General features: G+C 65.8%; 19 protein-coding genes. 13 read left to right on the top strand and 6 right to left on the bottom strand.

Features of this window, described 5'->3' with window-relative positions; genetic code table 11:
• The first annotated feature begins 6 nt into the window (after positions 1–6).
• Positions 7–828: an indole-3-glycerol phosphate synthase TrpC gene (gene trpC / locus ABIA90_RS16285; protein ID WP_354118085.1), complete on the top strand. Its 822-nt coding sequence runs from the start codon at positions 7–9 to the stop codon at positions 826–828.
• Between the two features lies 1 nt (position 829).
• Positions 830–1348, top strand: coding sequence for a cyclic pyranopterin monophosphate synthase MoaC (moaC, locus tag ABIA90_RS16290; RefSeq protein ID WP_135213790.1), 519 nt, complete (start codon positions 830–832; stop codon positions 1346–1348).
• Between the two features lie 12 nt (positions 1349–1360).
• On the opposite strand, the gene ABIA90_RS16295 is transcribed toward moaC, so the two are convergent.
• A complete protein-coding gene (locus ABIA90_RS16295) occupies positions 1361–1954 on the bottom strand; it encodes a CGNR zinc finger domain-containing protein (protein WP_354118084.1) in 594 nt (197 codons plus the stop codon).
• Between the two features lie 139 nt (positions 1955–2093).
• Between ABIA90_RS16295 and ABIA90_RS16300 the strand changes: the two genes are divergently transcribed.
• Together ABIA90_RS16300 and ABIA90_RS16305 are read left to right on the top strand one after the other, a co-directional pair.
• Positions 2094–3509 carry an amidase gene (locus ABIA90_RS16300; protein ID WP_354118083.1) on the top strand — a complete coding sequence of 472 codons (1416 nt, stop codon included), beginning with the start codon at positions 2094–2096 and terminating at the stop codon, positions 3507–3509.
• The gene (locus tag ABIA90_RS16305) at positions 3506–4762 is read left to right on the top strand and encodes an MFS transporter (RefSeq protein WP_354118082.1); all 1257 of its coding nucleotides are present in this window, start codon (positions 3506–3508) and stop codon (positions 4760–4762) included. Before ABIA90_RS16300 ends, ABIA90_RS16305 begins: the two co-directional genes overlap by 4 nt.
• Here the strand turns inward: ABIA90_RS16305 and ABIA90_RS16310 are convergent.
• On the bottom strand, positions 4743–4907 hold the full coding sequence (locus ABIA90_RS16310; RefSeq protein WP_028149628.1) for a Flp family type IVb pilin: 165 nt from the start codon (positions 4905–4907) through the stop codon (positions 4743–4745). The two genes, ABIA90_RS16305 and ABIA90_RS16310, sit on opposite strands and share 20 nt — an antisense overlap.
• 311 nt (positions 4908–5218) lie before the next feature.
• On the opposite strand from ABIA90_RS16310, the gene ABIA90_RS16315 reads away from it, so the two are divergent.
• Positions 5219–7951, top strand: a complete 2733-nt coding sequence (locus ABIA90_RS16315; protein WP_354118367.1) for a bifunctional diguanylate cyclase/phosphodiesterase — start codon at positions 5219–5221, stop codon at positions 7949–7951.
• A gap of 90 nt (positions 7952–8041) precedes the next feature.
• Here ABIA90_RS16315 and ABIA90_RS16320 read toward each other — a convergent pair whose 3' ends face one another.
• Entirely contained in the window at positions 8042–9379 is a 1338-nt protein-coding gene (locus tag ABIA90_RS16320) for a S41 family peptidase (RefSeq protein WP_085404589.1), read from the bottom strand.
• A gap of 307 nt (positions 9380–9686) precedes the next feature.
• Between ABIA90_RS16320 and ABIA90_RS16325 the strand changes: the two genes are divergently transcribed.
• The 8 genes from ABIA90_RS16325 to ABIA90_RS16360 all read left to right on the top strand — a co-directional run bounded on the left by ABIA90_RS16325 (position 9687) and on the right by ABIA90_RS16360 (position 16347).
• Positions 9687–10820, top strand: coding sequence for an alpha-hydroxy acid oxidase (locus ABIA90_RS16325; RefSeq protein ID WP_354118081.1), 1134 nt, complete (start codon positions 9687–9689; stop codon positions 10818–10820).
• A 13-nt stretch (positions 10821–10833) separates the two neighbouring features.
• Entirely contained in the window at positions 10834–11460 is a 627-nt protein-coding gene (locus tag ABIA90_RS16330) for an HAD family hydrolase (protein ID WP_208087075.1), read from the top strand.
• Positions 11461–11615: 155 nt separating this feature from the next.
• Complete coding sequence (locus ABIA90_RS16335) at positions 11616–11810, top strand: hypothetical protein (RefSeq protein ID WP_247305136.1); 195 nt, start codon at positions 11616–11618, stop codon at positions 11808–11810.
• 231 nt (positions 11811–12041) lie between these two features.
• Positions 12042–13253: a molybdopterin molybdotransferase MoeA gene (locus ABIA90_RS16340; protein WP_354118080.1), complete on the top strand. Its 1212-nt coding sequence runs from the start codon at positions 12042–12044 to the stop codon at positions 13251–13253.
• 176 nt (positions 13254–13429) lie between these two features.
• Positions 13430–14131: a transcriptional repressor LexA gene (lexA, locus tag ABIA90_RS16345; protein ID WP_014494969.1), complete on the top strand. Its 702-nt coding sequence runs from the start codon at positions 13430–13432 to the stop codon at positions 14129–14131.
• Between the two features lie 207 nt (positions 14132–14338).
• A complete protein-coding gene (locus tag ABIA90_RS16350; protein WP_354122459.1) occupies positions 14339–14554 on the top strand; it encodes a hypothetical protein in 216 nt (71 codons plus the stop codon).
• 192 nt (positions 14555–14746) lie between these two features.
• Complete coding sequence (locus tag ABIA90_RS16355) at positions 14747–15181, top strand: hypothetical protein (RefSeq protein WP_063983046.1); 435 nt, start codon at positions 14747–14749, stop codon at positions 15179–15181.
• Between the two features lie 224 nt (positions 15182–15405).
• On the top strand, positions 15406–16347 hold the full coding sequence (locus ABIA90_RS16360) for a GAF domain-containing protein (protein WP_354118079.1): 942 nt from the start codon (positions 15406–15408) through the stop codon (positions 16345–16347).
• 9 nt (positions 16348–16356) lie between these two features.
• On the opposite strand, the gene ABIA90_RS16365 is transcribed toward ABIA90_RS16360, so the two are convergent.
• From ABIA90_RS16365 to ABIA90_RS16375, 3 genes are all read right to left on the bottom strand, one after another.
• A complete protein-coding gene (locus tag ABIA90_RS16365) occupies positions 16357–18651 on the bottom strand; it encodes a ComEC/Rec2 family competence protein (RefSeq protein WP_354118078.1) in 2295 nt (764 codons plus the stop codon).
• A 95-nt stretch (positions 18652–18746) separates the two neighbouring features.
• Positions 18747–18980: a DUF2171 domain-containing protein gene (locus ABIA90_RS16370; RefSeq protein ID WP_354118077.1), complete on the bottom strand. Its 234-nt coding sequence runs from the start codon at positions 18978–18980 to the stop codon at positions 18747–18749.
• Between the two features lie 120 nt (positions 18981–19100).
• Positions 19101–19487 carry a nuclear transport factor 2 family protein gene (locus tag ABIA90_RS16375; protein WP_354118076.1) on the bottom strand — a complete coding sequence of 129 codons (387 nt, stop codon included), beginning with the start codon at positions 19485–19487 and terminating at the stop codon, positions 19101–19103.

Here is a 19487-nt window from a genome sequence, read left to right on the forward strand (position 1 = left end):
CCTGACATGTCTGACATCCTGACCAAGATCGAAGCCTACAAGCGCGAAGAGATCGCAGCCGCCAAGCGCGCGCAGCCGCTCTCGGAGGTCGAGGCCAAGGCCAAGGCGCAGGGAGCCCCACGCGGCTTCGTGCGCGCGATCAAGGCCAAGCACGCCAATGGCGATTACGCGCTGATTGCCGAAGTCAAGAAAGCCTCGCCGTCGAAGGGGCTGATCCGCGCCGATTTCGATCCGCCGCTGCTCGCCAGGGCCTATGAAGCCGGCGGTGCGGCCTGTCTGTCGGTCCTGACCGACACGCCATCGTTCCAGGGCCATCTCGACTTCATGGTGGCGGCGCGCGTGGCGACGTCGCTCCCGGTGCTGCGCAAGGATTTCATGTTCGACACCTATCAGGTGATTGAGGCGCGCGCGCATGGGGCCGACTGCATCCTGATCATCATGGCCGCGCTCGACGATGCCACCGCCAGGGATCTCGAGGACGCCGCCCTTGCCTACGGCATGGACGTGCTGATCGAAATCCACGACCGCGCCGAGCTCGACCGCGCGCTGAAGCTGCGTTCGCCGATGATCGGCGTCAACAACCGCAATTTGCGCACCTTTGAGACCACGCTCGCGACCAGCGAGACGCTGGCGCCGCTGATCCCAGCGGAACGGCTGATGGTCGGCGAGAGCGGCATCTTCACGCCCGCCGATCTCGCCCGGCTCGAGCGCGTCGGCATGTCGACCTTCCTGGTCGGCGAGAGCCTGATGCGCCAGGCCGACGTGACCGCCGCCACCCGCACGCTGCTCGCGCGCGAGAACGCGCCGCGCGCGACGGGTACGCGCTGACATGGCGCGCAAGCCCGCCAAGGCCAGGCAATCCAAAGCGAAAGCCGGCCCTGCCCTCACCCATATCGGCGCCTCCGGCGAGGCGCGGATGGTGGACGTGTCGGACAAGCCCGCGACCGAGCGGCTCGCGGTCGCCGAAGGCCACGTCATCATGACCAAGGCAACCCTTGATCTCATCGTCTCGGGCAACGCCAAGAAAGGCGACGTGCTCGGCACCGCGCGCATCGCCGGCATCATGGCCGCCAAACGCACCTCGGAGCTGATCCCGCTCTGTCATCCCCTCGCGCTGTCGAAGGTCACCGTCGACATCGAGCCCGACCCGAAACTGCCGGGCTGCCTCGTCCGCGCCAGCGTGAAGGTGACGGGCCCGACCGGCGTCGAGATGGAGGCGCTCACGGCGGTGTCGGTCGCCTGCCTCACCATCTACGACATGATCAAGGCGGTCGAACGCGGCGTGCGCATCGAGGGCATCCACCTGGTCGAGAAGCTCGGCGGCAAGTCGGGCCACTACCGCGCCTGAGCGCCGCGTGATCTATTTCGCCTCGCGCTGCCGCTCGCGATAGGCGCGCGTCTTCATCCGGTTGCCGCACAGCGTCGACATGCACCACCGCCGCGTCGATGGTTTCGAGCGGTCGAAGAACACCCGGCGGCATTCCTCCGACGCACACATCTTCAGCCGGTCCAGCGTTCCCACAAGCGTTGCGTCATGAAGCTCGATCGCGATGGCCGACAGGCCTGCGAGCGCATCCTCGTGCGCTGCCGACAGCATCGCGCCACGGCCTGCGCGCGCCTCCACCCGCAACGGAAACGGCGCGAGCGCCTCATTGAGCGTGCCGAGAACGCTCCTGTTCCGGGGCCGCTCGGCGGGCTCACATTGCAGATAGGCGCGCAAGGCGCCGCGCAGTCGTAGCGCAGTCTCAAACATCGCGGGCGTGACACGCCCGCCCTCGGCGCCAAGGCCGCGTTCCCGCATCCAGTCCGCAAGTTCCTTCGGCCCGTCAAGCTCATCGCTCTCCGGATGCTCCACGCCAAAATGCGTGAAGTGGCGAACATCGAGCGTGTTGGCGAAATCGTAGACGTTCGCCAGCGTGTCGGGAACCTGGAATTTGCGAGACTCTTTCGACATCGGGACACCAAAGATTGGAACACCAGTAAAACAGATTTACTGGTTGACAGCAAGCGACACCTGTATCCTAATTATACTAGTGTCGAATCCTTCGGGATCGAGCGCCCATTGCGATCACCAGAACGGAGACCCCGAACCGATGGCCGACGCCCTGCACTATCTCGAACTCACCGCGCTCGCAGCACGCCTCAAGGCGCGCGACATCTCCGCACTGGACGTGACGCGCGCGCAACTCGACCGTATCGACGCCATGGACCGGGATCTCGGCAGCTACGTTCACGTGATGGCAGAAACAGCCATCGCCGAGGCAAAAGCCGCGGACGCCGAAATCGCACAGGGCCGGTATCGGGGGCCGCTGCATGGCGTGCCGATTGCGCTCAAGGACCTGTTCTGGACCAAGGGCATTCCGACGGCGGCCGGCACCATGCTTCATCGCGACTTTCGTCCCCACGAAGACGCAACCGTCGCGCGCCGGCTCAAGGACGCAGGCGCCGTGATACTCGGCAAGCTGCAACTCACCGAGGGCGCCTATTCCGATCACCATCCATTGGTGACGCCGCCGAAGAATCCGTGGAATGCGAGTTACTGGCCGGGCATTTCGTCCAGTGGCTCGGCGGTCGCAACCGCTGCCGGGCTTTGCTTCGGCTCGCTCGGCTCCGACACCGGCGGTTCGATCCGCTGGCCCTGCGCCGCCAACGGGCTGACCGGATTGAAGCCGAGCTGGGGTCGCGTCAGCCGACACGGCGCGTTCGAGCTGGCCGCGACGCTCGACCATGTCGGACCGATCGGCCGCAGCGCGGCCGATGCGGGCGCACTGCTCGGCGTCATTGCCGGACATGACCCCAACGACCCGACCTCGGTGTTCAATCCGGTGCCCGACTATCTGGCCGCGGCCGCACAGGACGTGCGGGGCTTGCGGATCGGCGTCGATGCCGCCTGGAACAGCGACGACGTGGACGTTACGACACAGCACGTGCTGGCGGACGCCATCGATGCGTTCCGTGCGCTTGGCGCCGGCATCGTCAATGTCAGATTTCCCGACGTAATTGAGGCGATTGCCGACTGGACACCGAATTGTGCGGTGGAAGCCGCGGTCGCGCACGAGGCGACCTATCCTGCCCGCAAGAACGAGTATGGTCCGATGCTCGCCTCGCTGATCGAGGCCGGTCGCGCGCTCTCCGCTCTCGATTATCAGAAGATCCTGCTGCGGCGGCTGGCGCTGCGCGGCCGCGTCACCGCGCTGTTCGAGACCATTGATCTGCTGCTGATCCCGGTACACCCGTTCCCGCCAGTGACGCTCGCCATGATCCAGACGCTCGGCGAGCAGCCGGATCTGATCGCGAAGCTGCAGCGCTACACCTGCCCGTTCGACATGACCGGTCATCCCACGATCACGCTACCGGGTGGTGCATCGGCCGACGGACTGCCGATCGGGTTCCAGCTCGTCGCCACTCATCTCGGCGAGGCCATGCTCGTGCGCGCCGGCGCGGCGTTCCAGCGAGCCACGTCCTGGCATCGCCGCCATCCTTCCCTCAGCTCGCGGAGGCAGCATTGACCGTTCAATCCACGCTCGTTCAGCGAAGCATTTTCCATGGCTGGTTCGTCGTCGCGGCGGCATTTGCCGTCATGTTCGTCGGCTTCGGCTCCGCCTACACGTTCAGCGCATTTCTGGAGCCGCTCCAGCGCGATTTCGGCGCCTCGCGCGGTTCGATCTCGCTCGTGTTTTCGATTGCGGGCTTTCTGTACTTCGCGCTCGGACTCGTCAGCGGTCCCCTCGCCGACCGGTTCGGCTCGCGTCCGCTGGCCGTCGCCGGCATGATCCTGATCGCGGTCGGACTTGCGGCCGCGAGCGCGGCACGTTCCCTTGTCGAGGTCTATCTCGCCTACGGGCTGGGAGTCGGCCTCGGCCTCGGCTGCGCCTATGTTCCCGCGATCGGCGCGGTGCAACGCTGGTTCGTCAAGCGCCGCGGCTTCGCCTCCGGGCTCGCGGTGAGTGGCATCGGGCTCGGTACGCTGGCGATGCCGCCGCTCGCCTCATTGTTGATCGCATCGGTGGGCTGGCGCGGCGCCTATCTGGTGCTGGGCGCGATCGCCCTGGTGCTGGGCGGCGGAGCGTCGCTGCTGATCGAGAATGATCCGAAGCACCGCGGCCTCGGACCCGACGGCGATCCGCCTCGCGAGGACGCGGGCGCAGGCAATGCCGGCGGCGCTTCGGTGCGCGAGGCCGTCCGGTCGACGCGGTTTGTCGCCCTCTACCTATCGTGTCTGGTCTGCTCGTTCGGCGCCTTCGTCCCGTTCGTCCATCTCGTGCCTTACGCGCGCGACCACGGGGTCGCGGCGTCCTCTGCGGTGCTGCTGCTCGGCGTGATCGGGGCCGGCAGCACCGCAGGCCGCTTCTTTCTCGGCGCGCTCGCCGACCGGATGGGCCGCGATCGCTCGCTCATCATGGTCCTGGTCGGAATGGCGTTCGCGATGGCGATCTGGGCCATCGTCGCCGATGTCTGGACCCTCGCCGCTTTTGCCTTCGTCTACGGCGTGTTCTACGGCGGCTGGGTCGCGGTGCTACCCGCTGTGGTCATGGACTATTTTGGCGGACGCAACGTCAGCGGAATCATCGGTCTTCTCTACACCAGCGTGGCGTTCGGCACGCTGGTTGGCCCGAGTGCGGCCGGTTTCGCCTATGACGTCAACCACAGCTATACGTTGCCGATCCTGATCAGCGCCGCCGCGAACGCCGTCGCGGCGCTGATCGTGGCCGCGATATTGGCGCGCAGCGGAGCCCACGCGATCAGCGCAGCGAAGAGCTGATCGACCCGAATTTGGCGTTGAGCTTGGAGCCCATGCCGTTCACGACGGAAATGATGGCCAACGCGATGCCGGCGGCAATCAGGCCGTATTCGATCGCGGTCGCACCACGCTCGTCGGCGAGGAAGTTCTTCAAGGTGTTTGTCATCGTCGTGTCCTCTCTGTGTCGTCGGCAGGCATGTTCGCAAATCACGTGCCAATGCCGACTCGAGGATCGCCAACATCTTAGATGGTTAAGCCTTGGTTGACCGTGGCACGACCGGCAGGAATTGACCGGCATCGCGAGAGCGTCCGGCAATTCCTGCACGTCTTGCGTCGCGCGCATCGATTGCTTTTGTACGCGGCCGTTCATGTCGCATTAACCGCGCTTCCTAACTTCGCCTCCATATCGTTTCCGTAAACCAACGGATGTTCTCGGGATCAAGAAGCGATCCTGACGTGTGCGCGGCAACGATCGACATGATGACGAAATACGGCAGTCGCCTCTTTGACCAGGTCTTCGTGCGCAGCGGACCGATCCGCTGGCTGGTCGTGGGCGGCACGTTGCTGATCGCGGCCATCGCCATTGGCTCGGTCCTGATGGCGCAGAATTTCCGAGAGCGCGCGCTGCGCAACAGCGGGCGCGAGCTGGAAAACACCGTGCTGCTGCTCGCTCATCATTTCGATCAGCAATTGCAGGATTTCGCGGTCATCCAGAAGGATTTCGTCGACCACGTCCGCGCAACCGGCATCGCAAGCGCCGAGGACTATCGCAAACGCCTCTCCGGCCAGGACGTCCACCGGATGCTGCGCTCGAAGATCGATGCGCTGCCCTACATGGGCGGCGTCAACATCATCGATGCCGAAGGCAATCTGATCAACTCCTCGACGGCGTGGCCGGCCCCCAAAGTGAACGTCGCCGATCGCGCCTATTTTCGCACTTTCAAATACGATCCTTACTCGCCGAACGTGCTGATCGAGCCGGTGCACAGCCGCGTCTCCGGCGCCTGGACCATCCTGATCGTGCGCAAGATCGTGGGACCAAACGGCGAGTTCATGGGCGTGGTCGGACGCGGCATCGAACCGGCCAATTTCGAGAAGTTCTTCGCCTCCGTCGTGCTCGGCGAAGGCGCCACGATCTCGATGCTGCATCGCGACGGCACGCTGCTCGCTCGCTATCCCCATTCCAGCGAGCAGATGGGCAGGAATTTCAAGACCGGCCCGTTCGAGCAGCAGAGGATCTTCGGGCTCGATCACTTCGCCGGCCGCATCATGAGCCCCGTCGACGGAGAAGACCGTCTGATTTCCTCGCGTGCCCTGCCCCACTTCCCGATCCTGATGATGGCCACCACAACGCGCGCGGCGGCGCTGACGGACTGGCGCGAGCAGATCGGCATCCTGATCTCGGTTGCGGGCGCCTCCGCGCTCGCCATCGCGGGCGTGCTGATCGCGATCGTGCGCAAGCTGCTGGAGCAGCACCGCGCCTCTCGCGAGCGGCTGACGCTGGAGAAGCAGCGCCTCGACCGCGCCGTCAACAACATGACGCAGGGCCTGCTGCTGTTCGATGCCGAGCGGCGGCTGGTGATCTGCAACCAGCGCTACATCGAGATGTACGGCCTGTCGGCCGAGGTGGTGAAGCCCGGCTCAAGCTTCCACGACATCATCGCCCACCGCAAGGCGACCGGCTCGTTCACTGGCGACATCGGCGACTATGTCGTCCGTGTGCTGCGCGACATCCATGTGCGCAACTCCATGGTGGTCGACACCTCCGACGGGCGCTCGATCCACATCCTCAACGAGCCGCTCGCGGACGGAGGCTGGGTGGCGACCCACGAAGACATCACCGAGCGCCGGCGCATCGAGGAGCGCATCACCCACCTCGCCCATTACGACGCGCTGACCGACCTGCCCAACCGCACCATGTTCCACGAGCACCTGCGCGCGGAGCTCGCCGCCATCGCCGGTGGCGAAGAGATCGCGGTGCATTACATCGACATCGACGAATTCAAGGGCGTCAACGACGCGCTCGGCCATCTCGTCGGCGATGAGCTGTTGAAATCGATCGCGACGAGCCTCAGCCGCTGCGCGGGTCCGCAGGACTTCGTGGCGCGGCTAGGCGGCGACGAATTCGCCATCGTACAGAGCGCGGTGACGTCGCTGGAGCAGGTCAACGAACTCGTCGCGCGGGTCTTCCAGGCCATCCGCGCGCCGTTCGACTGCATGGGCCATCATCTCACCACGGACGCCAGTATCGGCATCGCGCTGGCGCCACGACACGGCACCGCGCTGGACCAGATCCTGAAGAATGCGGACATGGCGATGTATGCCGCCAAGGCCGCCGGACGCCGCACCTATCGCTTCTTCGAGCCGGAGATGGACGCCAAGGTCCGCGAGCGGCGGCAGCTCGAGATCGATCTGCGCCACGCCATCGCCCAAGGTGGGCTCGAAGGAGGGCTCGAGGTCTACTACCAGCCCTGCCTCGCCCTGAAGGACGACCGCATCACCGGCTGCGAGGCGCTGGTGCGCTGGCGCCATCCCGAGCGCGGCATGGTCTCGCCCGCCGAGTTCATCCCGATCGCCGAAGACACCGGCCTGATCAACGAGATCGGCGAATGGGTGCTGGCCACGGCCTGCCGCGATGCCGCCAACTGGCCCGACGACATCCGCCTCGCCGTCAACGTCTCGCCGGTGCAGTTCAAGAGCGGCACGCTGGCGCTGAAGATCATGGCGGCCCTTGCCGCCTCCAATTTGCCGGCGAGCCGGCTCGAGCTCGAGATCACCGAGGCCGTGCTGATTCGCGACGACGACGCCGCGCTTGCGATCCTGCACCAACTCCGCGCCATCGGCGTGCGGATCGCGCTCGACGATTTCGGCACCGGCTACTCCTCGCTGAGCTATCTGCACCGCTTCCCGTTCGACAAGATCAAGATCGACCGCTGCTTCGTCAGCGACATCGCCGGTCCCGACGGCTCCGCCAGCATCGTGCAGGCCGTCGTCAACCTGGCTGCCGCCCGCCGCATGACCACCACGGCCGAGGGCGTCGAGACCGAGGAGCAGCAGCGCCTGCTCCGCGCGCTCGGCTGCTCCGAGATGCAGGGCTATCTGTTCAGTGCCGCAAAACCGGCCGACAAGGTGCTGGAGCTGTTCGCGCTGCATCGCAGCCGCCTCGCTCAGCGCGGCGGCGAGGAAGGCCGGCGCCGCGAGGCCAGCTAGGGCGGTCTTCCCAACAATTGGAAGCGTCACCGCACGAATTCGCCCGGGAGCGGTCATCCGCTCCCGGGCGATATCTGGACGTCTTAAGGCTTAGTTCGGTACCGCCGCCTTCGGCGCAGGCTTGGCGGCGACTGCATTCGCGGTCACGCCGTGCAGGAAGTCGTAGGCCGCATGCAGGGCCTTGTCGTCCTTCTCTTCCGGCGGGACGTAGGACTGCGATCCGGTCTGCTCGGTGCCGTCGGCGGCCTGCAGATGGCCGCGCATCTGCGACTCCGCCATCGTATCCATCCGGCCCTTCAGCTCGGGTGGCACGTCCTGCAGGATCTCGATGTCGGGCGCGATGCCCTGGGCCTGGATCGAGCGGCCCGACGGCGTGTAATAGCGCGCCGTGGTCAGCGCCAGCGCGCCATTGCCGGCGCCGAGCGGAATAATGGTCTGCACCGAGCCCTTGCCGAACGAGCGCGTGCCGATGATCGTGGCACGCTTGTGGTCATGCAGCGCGCCGGCGACGATCTCCGAGGCCGAAGCCGAGCCGCCATTGACCAGAATCACCAGCGGCTTGCCCTTGGTGAGGTCGCCGCCATGGGCGGTGAAGCGCTGGGTCTCTTCGGGATTGCGGCCGCGGGTCGAGACGACCTCGCCGCGCTGAAGGAAGGCGCTCGACACCGAGACGGCCTGGTCGAGCAAGCCGCCCGGATTGTTGCGCAGGTCCATCACGTAGCCGACCAGCTTCTCCGGCGGAACGTCCTTGGAGATCGACGCGATCGCCTTCTTCAGGCCGTCGGTGGTCTGCTCGTTGAACGAGGTGACGCGGATATAGCCGATGTCGCCGTTCTCGACGTGGAAGCGCACCGGACGCACATGGATGATCTCGCGCTTGATCGCGACGTCGAGCGGAGCGTCGGCGCCCTTGCGCACGATGGTGAGCTTGGTCTGGGTATCGACCGGCCCCTTCATCTTGTTGACGGCCTGCTCGAGCGTCATGCCCTGCACGGCATCGCCGTCGATCTTGCTGATGAGGTCGCCGGACATGATCCCGGCCTTGGACGCCGGCGTGTCGTCGATCGGCGAGACGACCTTGACCAGGCCGTCCTCCATCGTGACCTCGATGCCGAGCCCGCCGAACTCGCCGGAGGTGGTCTCCTGCATCTCGGTCCAGGCCTTGTCGTTCATGTAGCGTGAATGTGGGTCGAGCGAGGTCACCATGCCGGTGATCGCACCCTCAATCAGCTTGGAATTGTCGGGCTTCTCGACATAGCTCGCCTTCACCCGCTCGAACACTTCGCCGAACAGATTGAGCCGGGAATAGGCATCATCCGCGCTCGCTGCCGCCCGTGCCGCCCATACTCCACCGTGCGGGCTGGCGACCAGAAGGGTTAGACACGCTCCCGTGAGTGCGCCCAGGGGGAACAGCAGGTTTTTCCGCATGGATAGACTGGCCTTCTTGCTTGGAGCTTTGCTTTGGGCTTGTGAGGCGCCATGCAAATGGCGATCCAGCCCGCTGTTCACAATACCATTCTGGTTTCTTCAAGGCCGGGACGCCACGCTGGCGGGTACATCGTAAAAATCCCTTCGCCCGGGCCTAAACTTTTGGCAACGTTCCGAAACCGTTTCGCGCAACGCGGGAATCGGCCGGCCGGCCCACGCCTCTCAGCTATGCGATTTTAGGATGGTTTTGGAGGGCCGGACACGATAGGCGATGACAATAACGCTTCAAATTCTCGGGAGGACAACAATGAATGACGCGCCCCGCATCCGGCCGGAAAGGAACGTCGAACTCGGCGCCAGCGCCGAGCCATTCCAAAACCTGCACGAATTCATCCGCAAGGCGCGCGCCAACCTCAACCAGAACGCCTGGGACTATATCGTCGGCGCCGCCGAGACCGAGACCACGATGCGCCGCAACCGCATGGCGCTGGACGAGATCGCCTTCCGGCCGCGCGTGCTGCGCGACGTCCGCGAGGTCGACGGCTCGGTCGAGCTGTTCGGGCGCCGGATGCGGCTGCCGGTGGTGCTGGCCCCTGTCGGCGCACTGGAGATCTTCGATCCGGATGGCGCGGCGAGCGTCGCCCGCGCCTGCGGCACCTTCGGCGCGGCGCACATGCTGAGCTCGGTGTCCGAGCCCGGCCTGGAGAAGACCGCCGAGGCCGCCCCTGATGCGCTGCGGCTCTATCAACTCTATGTGCGCGGCGACGACGATTTCGTCGCCGATGTCGTCAGCCGGAGCGAGAAGAACGCCTACGCCGCCTTCTGCCTGACCGTTGATACCGCCCATTACAGCCGTCGCGAACGTGACATTGCCAAGCGCTATGTTCGCGAGAGCCGCCTGCGCGCCACCGGCGGCGATTACCAGAAGGGCCTGGAGTGGCGGACCGTGAAGATGATCAAGGACAAGTTCAAGATCCCGCTCATCCTGAAGGGCATCGCCACCGCCGAGGACGCCCGGATCGCGGTCGATCACGGCGTGGAGTGGATCTACGTCTCCAACCATGGCGGCCGCCAGCTCGATCACGGCCGCGGTGCCATGCATGTGCTGCCCGAGATCGCCGAGGCCGTGAAGGGACGCGCCAAGATCATGGTCGACGGCGGCTTCTGCCGCGGCACCGACATCGTCAAGGCGATCGCGGCGGGCGCGGACATGGTCGGCATCGGCCGGCTGCAATGCTGGGCATTGGCCGCGGCCGGCGAGGCCGGCGTGAGGCGAATGCTGGAGCTGCTCGAGGACGAGGTGCTGCGCTGCCTCGGCCTCTTGGGCGCCACCTCGTTCGCCGAGGTCGACAAGTCCTGCCTGCACCAGGCGACCGCAACGAATGCGCCGAGCGTGTTCAGCGCGTTCCCGCTGTTCGACCACGACCCCTATCGATATTGAGTGAAAGGATGCAATGAGCTCGCTCTCTCCCGGCAGCGCGGACGCGCTCCTGTTCGATCTCGGGCGCGTCGTGCTCGACATCGATTTCTCCAAGGCGATCGCCTGCTGGGCGGGACATGCCGGCTGCAAGCCGGAAGCCATCGTCGCGCGCTATGTGCGGGACAGCGAAGCCTACCGGCTGCACGAGGTCGGCAAGATCAGCGACGAGGCCTATTTTGACTCGCTGCGCGTCTCGCTCGGGATCGGCATCTCGGACGCCCAGTTCCTGGAGGGCTGGAACGCGATCTTCGCCGGCGAGATGCCCGACATCGCCGAGCTGCTGCCACGTGCGGCAAAGCAGTTGCCGCTCTACGCCTTCTCCAACACCAACCGGCCGCATGTGGACCACTTCTCGAAGGAATATGCCGCCCTGCTCGGCCATTTCCGCGAGCTGTATCTGTCGTCCAGCATCGGCCTGCGCAAACCCGATGTGGAGGCCTTCGACCATGTCGTGGCGGCGATCGGCGTGCCCGCGAACCGTATCGTGTTCTTCGACGATCTTGCCGAGAACATCGAAGGAGCGCGGTCGCGCGGCCTGACCACGGTCCACGTGACCTCGCCCCGCGACGTCGGGAACGCCCTCAAGGCGCTCGGAATCTGATCTTTGGCCGGCAAGCCGACGGGCCGCGAATGGAACTATATTGCCCGGGGGCGAGGAACCAAAACCCTTTGTGCATTTTTATACAGAGTTCCCGGAACGATTGCCCCTCTCAGGACTCATGAGTCCGTTGGGAATTCTACATCGGGCTTATCGTCGTGTTGGGCAAAACCTACCTCACCAAGCAGGCCTCTCTGCTGATGAAATTCGCCAGGACCACCTCGGATTCTGAGCTTTCCGCCAAGCTGATCAGCAAGGCCGCCGACCTGAAATCCCAGGCCGACCCGCTGCCTGACAAGGATCAGGGCCCCGCAGCGCCGGACGTCAGTCCGTACAAGCCGCCGGGGAGTTGACCGATGCTGGCCGTGGCTCTCGTCCTTCTCGTCCTCGCCATGGCCATCCTCGTACCGGTCTGTCTCGCTTTCTGGATCATGCCGCGGCGGACTTGATGCTCACCCTTCATCGCAGAGCGGATGACGCAGGATAAATCATCCTGCGCGGCCACTGTTTTGCCTCTGCGCCTGCACTCGGCTAGAACTCTCGCCGCCGATTTGCCCGAACGGGCCCAGCAGGAGTTTTCACCCGTGGCCCTGATGCCGGTTTCCGACGCGCTCGCTGCGGTGCTGGCGGGCGCAGAGCCGCTGCCTGAAGAGATGATCGCGCTCGACGCAGCCTTCCACCGCGTGCTCGCGCGCGACGTCGCCGCGCGGCGCACGCAGCCGCCGCAGGCGATGTCGGCAATGGACGGCTATGCGGTGCGCGCGGTCGATGCGGCGAAGATCGACTCCCAGCTCACCCTGATCGGCGAGGTCGCGGCGGGCCGCCCGTTTGCGGGATCGGTCGGCGCCGGCGAGGCCGTGCGTATCTTCACCGGCGGTGTCGTTCCCGATGGCGCTGATGCGGTCGTGATCCAGGAGGACACGATCGCGGACGGCAAGCGCATCACCATCAAGGAAGCCGCCGTAACGGGGCGGCACATCCGCCCCGCCGGCGTCGACTTCTCGGAAGGCGACGTGCTGCTGCGCAAGGGAGCCCGGCTCACCGAGCGCGACCTCGCGCTCGCCGCCGGCATGAATTACCCGCAATTGCCAGTCCGGCGACGCCCGAAGGTCGCGATCCTCGCGACCGGCGACGAGCTGGTGATGCCGGGTACGACGCCGGGCCACGGCCAGATCGTCTATTCCAACGGCTACGCCCTGCACGCGCTCGCCCGCAGCGAGGGCGCCGATACCATCGACCTCGGCGTTGCCGCCGATACGCTGGAGGCCACCACGGCCGGCATCGGCCGCGCGCGGGAGAGCGGCGCCGACATCCTGATCACGACCGGCGGCGCGTCGGTCGGGGACCACGATCTGGTCCAGCAGGCGCTGAGGGACGAAGGTATCTCGATGGCGTTCTGGAAGATCGCGATGCGGCCGGGCAAGCCGATGATGAACGGGCGGCTCGGCGCGATGCGCGTGATCGGCCTGCCCGGCAATCCCGTGTCATCCTACGTTTGCGGCTTCCTGTTCATGGTGCCGTTGATTCGCGCGCTTTCGGGCCGTTCGATGATTCATCACCGCCGCGAACGCGCGGTGCTCGGCCGCGATGTCGGCGCCAACGACCAGCGCGAGGATTACCTGCGCGCACGCCTCGAGCTCCGCGATGACGGCACGCTCGTCGCCCTTCCGGTCAATCACCAGGATTCCTCGCTGCTTGCGAATCTCGCTGCGGCACAGGCACTTCTCGTGCGCGCGCCATTCGCGCCGAAGGCCGAAGCCGGCACGCCTTGCGAGGTCTTGCGGCTGCCCGTCTGAGCGCTTCGTTCGCGTGCGTTCCGCGAACTTTGTCGCGTTCACGGTAAATTAAGCAGTTGCGGAACATGTATCGAACATATAGTGTCCGTTCATGATTTGTTTCGAGAATGTAGCGGCTTACTGCTGAATTCAGCGTCTCGGAATCGAACGACATCAACCGGGGGATTTTGGTCGAGATGTTAACGCGCAAACAATACGAGCTCCTGCGGTTCATCAGCGAACGGCTGAAGGAAAGCGGCGTGCCGCCCTCCTTCGATGAGATGAAGGACGCGCTCGACCTGCGCTCGAAATCGGGCATCCATCGCCTGATCACTGCGCTCGAGGAGCGCGGCTTCATCCGGCGCCTGCCCAACCGGGCCCGCGCCATCGAGGTGATCAAGCTGCCCGAGCTTCAGGCCGCTGCCGGCAGCCGCCGCGGCTTCACGCCGAGCGTCATCGAAGGCAATCTCGGCAAGGTCCGCACGACTTCGAGCCCGCCGGCGGACGAGGGCGAGCGCCCCGTCGCGGTCCCCGTGATGGGCCGCATCGCGGCCGGTACGCCGATCGAGGCCTTGCAGACCCGCAGCCACACCATCAGCGTACCGCCTGACATGCTCGGCTCGGGCGAACATTACGCGCTCGAAGTGCGCGGCGATTCCATGGTCGAGGCCGGCATTCTCGACGGCGACATGGCGCTGATCCAGCGCAACGAGAGCGCCGATACCGGCGATATCGTGGTGGCGCTGATCGACGACGAGGAGGCGACGCTCAAGCGCTTCCGCCGCCGCGGCGCCTCGATCGCGCTCGAGCCCGCCAATGCGGCCTATGAGGTCCGCATTCTGCCGCCCAACCGGGTGAAGATCCAGGGCAAGCTGATCGGGCTGTACCGGAAGTATTGATACCGGACGTGCCGGTATCGGTTATTTGGCGCCCCGCGCGCTTTCGATCGGCGGCGCCGATCCGAGATTGGAGCGGACGATTGTCCGCTTCCGCTGGATAGTCTTTCTGGTTTCGCGCAGATTATCCGGCCCCTCCTCCAGCGGTAAATCCTCGGCACGCCGCACGAAGCAGCCCTGCTTCGCGGCCTTCAGGTTCGAGGAGAAGTCATGCGCCGGATCGTTCTGAGCACAATTGCTGTGGCGCTGATCGCAGCATCAGCGTCGCAAGCCTTGGCCGTGCAAGCCTTGGCCGCGCAATCGCGGCCCCATGTCCGCAAGGATACCGCCATGAGCGAGCAAGTCCGCAAGGCCCTCGACGCCGTCGACCAACCGTCGCGGCCGGGCTGGCAATATTCCGGCTGGTCGGCGCCTGCGGGGCGCTGACACGCGCCTGCAGAATGCAAAGGGGCGGGCTTTGTTCCTGGTGGATTCGGGAAAGTTAATGTGATTGCGGCCTGCGGCGGCGAGCCGTAGATTTGCCTACAACCCGGCAGAACGTTTGGTATTTCCACTCTGATAGAGGCCTGCGCCTCGATTAAGAGACGTGGGTCGCTATCCCTGCATGAGGAGCACCCGATGTGTGACTACAGCCTGCATGCCGTCGCGTCGCGTCCCGCCGAAGTCGGCGAGACGATCGTCACGACAACCTTCCGCGGCACCTCGACGCGCGGCTTTGCCTCCGCGGCCGATCCGACCGTCGCGGTCTGCCTGCTCCCGGGAACGGAGCTCGCCTTCGCCGACAACGTCCGCTACGACAATCGCTGGATCTGGACGCGCACCGTCAATTCGCGCGTCGGCAAATTCGGCAAGATCGATCCGCACATTCCCGATCGCCATCATGATGCGATCGAATTCCCCGACGGCAAATCCGTGCTGGTGACGCAGCTGGTCGAAGGCCAGCGTGCGACCGTGCTGCAGCTACCGGTGACCCAGCCGCTCGGCGAGCGCGAGCACAAGCCGCAGACCATCACCGACAGCCGGACAACCATCACCCGCCTGCCGATCGGCTGATGCAGCCATTCCCGGCCGGCAGGTCGGGCCAGGATTGAAAATCGCCATCGCCGGCCGAGGCCGGCGAGATGGTGTCGTTTGTGTCCCGCGAAACTCCATCGGGCGGACCAAGCCGTGGCGTCTCCCACCGCACGAAGTTTGCGCTGTCCTGCCTGAATTTTGAACGTCCGTTCCGCAGCCAAATGGCCGATGCTTGGTGCGGCTTGAGACGGCGGGCACGTTCGATGAAGACCTTCATTCGCGTCGTTGAACTCTGGGTGCCTGACCGCACGCGCATGCGGCTGGAATTCGGCGGCGGCCTCTACGGCGAAGGGTTGTCCGCGTTTAGGGACGTGAGCGAGGATCTGCACTTCGGATATGACGAGGGGCTTCCCGGCAAGGCCTGGGCTGGCGGCCACCCCGTGATCCTCACCAGATTCACCGATTCCTATTTCAAGCGGACCGATCAGGCCATCGCCGCCGGGCTGACCTGCGGCGTGGCGGTGCCGGTGTTTTCAGGCGAATTCCTGCAAGCCGTCATGGTGCTGTTCTGCGGCGACGACGAGGCCCATGTCGGCGCGATCGAGCTCTGGCACAACGATGCCGAAACCTCCTACGAGATGGGGCTCGTCGACGGCTATTACGGCACCGCCGACATGTTCGAATTCAACTCCCGCCATACCAGATTTCCGCGCGGCTTCGGCCTGCCCGGCCGCATCTGGAAAGCCGGCCTGCCGCTGATCATCAAGGACCTGCACGATGCCAGGAGTTTTCTGCGCTGGGAGGACGCCGCCAAGGTCGGTATCAATCTCGGCGTCGGCGTTCCCTACCGGACCGGCACCGATCAGACCTGGGTGCTGACATTTCTCTCCGCGCGGGCGACCCCGATTGCGCGACGCTTCGAGATCTGGGTCCCGGACGAGGCCCGTTCGGCGCTGGTCTTCCGCGCCGGCGATTGCAGCGCGCAGACCGACCTCGCCGCGCTCTATGCGACGAAATCCATCGCCAAAGGCGAAGGCAGCATCGGCGGGGCCTGGGCCACCGGCATGCCCGCACTCAACGACGATCTCGCGCGTGACGTCTCGGTCGCGGCCTCGCAGGCCTGCGCCTCTGGACTGAGCCAGATGGTCGTCCTGCCGGTGATCGGCAACGCCAGGCTCGACGCCGTGCTGGCCTGGTATCTGTAACCCGTCCGCTCAATCCTCGGCCTGCAGGTCGGCTTCCGATGGCGTCGCGTCGCGGTTGCGGGGAGCCGCCGCCTGCGGCGCAAGGCTCGCGCTGAAATCCGCCTCGCCGGCCGCCGCCGGCGACCACGGACGGTCTGTCCCCCTCGTCTTCGCCGCCTGAACCGCAAAACCGTCGCCGCTTCGCGTCAGCGCCAGCGCGCCTTGCCTTGCGAGACGCTGACGGTCGACAACCATCGCTGCGCAATCCGGCGGCGCCGGCCGCGCCGTCACCACCAGCGCGGCCCGGCTGCAATCGTCAGCCAGTGAATCGATGCGCAAGGCCAGCGCGACCAGGCGCCCGTCGGCGAGCGGCGTCACGCAGCCGGCTTCGTCGCACGACACCCCGACGGCCAGTGAGGCACTGCCGGGATCGCGCGGATCGGCGTCGGCGGCGAGCCATTCCTTCAGAAGAAAACTGTCCTTGCTCGACCTGATCAGATGCAAGTGCCCATCCCTGCCCCGCACCGCGACACTCTGGCCGTCACCGGCGATCAGGATATCGGGCTGCCGCGCGCGCAGTCCCCAGAGGATCGCGGCGAACAGCACCACCGCGCCGGCCCAGCGCAACGGCGTGCGCAACAAACCCATCACGATGATCCCCAAGCTTGCAGCGATCAGCGGTGCGATGCCGAAAGCCGAGATACGGCCGATCGCGCCCGGCAAAGCGGCCACCCAGCGCGACACCGCAACCATCCAGTCGATGCCGATCCCCATCAGCCACCAGAACGGACCATCGAGTCCGAACGGCGCTGCAATCAAGCCCAACAGGCCCGCGGGCATCACCAGGGCCGAGACCACCGGCATCGCCCCGAGGTTGGCGAGCACGCCGAACGGGGTGACGCGGTGGAAGTGGAAGGCGGCATAGGGCGTGGTCGCGAGCCCCGCGATCAGCGAGGCCAGGAACAGCATCGCGATCTCGCGTCCGCCCCACATTGCGATCCGCGCGGTCGCGGAATGATCGGGCGACGCAAACAGGTTCGGCATGCCGATCTGCACCAGTGCCACCAGTCCGAGCGTCGCGGCGAAGGACATTTGAAAACTCGGATGCACAAGTGCTTCCGGTGCGACCGCGAGCACGATCAGCGCGGCCACCGCCAGCGTGCGGAAGGTGATGGCACGGCGATCGACCATGACCGCGATCAACACCACCGCCGTCATGAAGAACGAGCGTTGCGTGGCGACCTCCGCACCCGACAGCAGCAGATAGAACGCGGCTGCGACCAGCGCCGCAGCCGCCGACCATTTCTTGATGGCAAAGCCGGCCGCCATTCCAGGGATCAACGCCAGCAGCGCGCGCACCGCGAAGAAGACCACGCCGGCGACGACCGCCATGTGATAGCCGGAAATCGAGAGCACATGTCCCAGCCCCGAGATGAACATGGCGTCGTTGACGGGCGTGGTAATCGCATCGCGCCGGCCCGTGAGCAGCGCGGTCGCGATCACCCGGTTGTCGCCCTCGAGCGTGGCGCGGATGCGCGCGTCCATCGCATCGCGCAGACCCTGCATGAAGGCGGCATAACGTAGCCGCAAGCCACCGGCGTCCGGCGGCACCGATGCCGCAATCGTGCCCATCACGAAGCCGGAGGCGCCGATACCCTGGAAGAACATGTCGCGCGAAAAGTCATAGCTGCCGGGGCGCACCGGCGACAACGGCGGCAACAGCCGCGCCTTCAACTGCACGAAGCTGCCGACCTCGGGCGCAGTCCCCTTGCGCACGGAGAGGCGCACGCGCTCGAGCTTGACGTCGCTGCGCTGCGCCTCCATCGCGGTGACGCGCAGCACGAAGCGGTCAGTGCGCTCGCGGATGTCGCGGGTCTCGACGAAGCCCGACAGCGAGACGGAATAGAGCGGCTTTGCCAGCACCGTGTGCGCGATCCGCGCCGTCTTCCAGGTCGCCGTGGCAAAACCGGCCGCCACCGCCGCGATCATGATCGCCGGCGCAAACAACCGGCTCCGCCGCAACAGCACGGCGCCAAGCGTGAGCGCGATGGCCGTTGCGGCAACGACCCACAGCACCGGTTCATGATCGGCAGCGAAGTAGAGCGCGATGCCGCCGCCGAACGCGACCGGCACCCACGGCAACAATCGCCCGGCGCCGGCCTCGGCGCGCGCCCATTCGCGCAGGGTCTCGGCCAGCGACGTCCAGAGGTCGAACCCTGCCGGCACGAGGCCGCCCGCGGATGCAGCTCGGCCGACGGGCCAAGTCCCCGCGATCCAAGTCCCCGCGATCCCCTGGGACCGAACTGGCCGGTCCGGCTGCGCCATTCCCTGCACCTTACGATACGCGACAGGCCAGGAGGCTACCGGAACGTGCGGCTGCGCGAATAGCGGTACGGATCAGGAACGGAGCGAAGGTCCCCCTACTTTTCCTCTTCCATCGTCACGGCGACGTCCGCCTTGGGCGAGAGCCGAACCTTGTTGCCCTCGACACCGGCAACGAGGCCCTTGTCGATGAAGTGATGGTGGCCCTTGTGGCTGCCCTCGCCGCTGTCCTTCTTGGTCAGCTTGATGCGATGGCCCTCGACCTTGTCGACCGTGCCGATGTGGACGCCATCGGCGCCGATGACTTCCATATGCTCTGCGATGTTCTGCATGGTGGGTTCCTTGTTGGACCCACCCCAACGCGCGGGGGCAGCGTTCGTTGCTATCGCCATTCCGGGGCGCGCCACTTGGCGCGAGCCCGGAATGACGAGAGAGGCGGAGTAGCGCGACGGCTAGATCAACGGCGCGCGCGACGAGGCATGGTGATTGACGATCTTCCAGTCGCCGTCCTCGCGGAGGATGACCCAGCTCATCTTGACCGAGAACTCCGCCCTCTCGCCGGCGAGGTCAAACGACACGATCGCGGCCATGTTGATCAGGTCCGGGCTGGCTTGCGCGGCGCGCACCTCGGAAAACACGGCGCTCGGCTGGCGCCAGCGCGGCAGGCCGTTGAAGTAATCGGCGACGCCGTCCCGGCTCCGATAGAGGCTTGGATTCGAGCCGAAGAAGAACGCGTTCTTCGCATAGAGCGACGACAGCGCAGCCGCATCGAGTGTCGCGAAGCCGGCGCACCATTTCGCGATGATGGCGGAAACGATCGCGTCGGCTTCACTGCTCAT

Origin of the sequence: Bradyrhizobium sp. LA6.8, assembly GCF_040547935.1 — a bacterium.
GTDB lineage: Bacteria > Pseudomonadota > Alphaproteobacteria > Rhizobiales > Xanthobacteraceae > Bradyrhizobium > Bradyrhizobium barranii.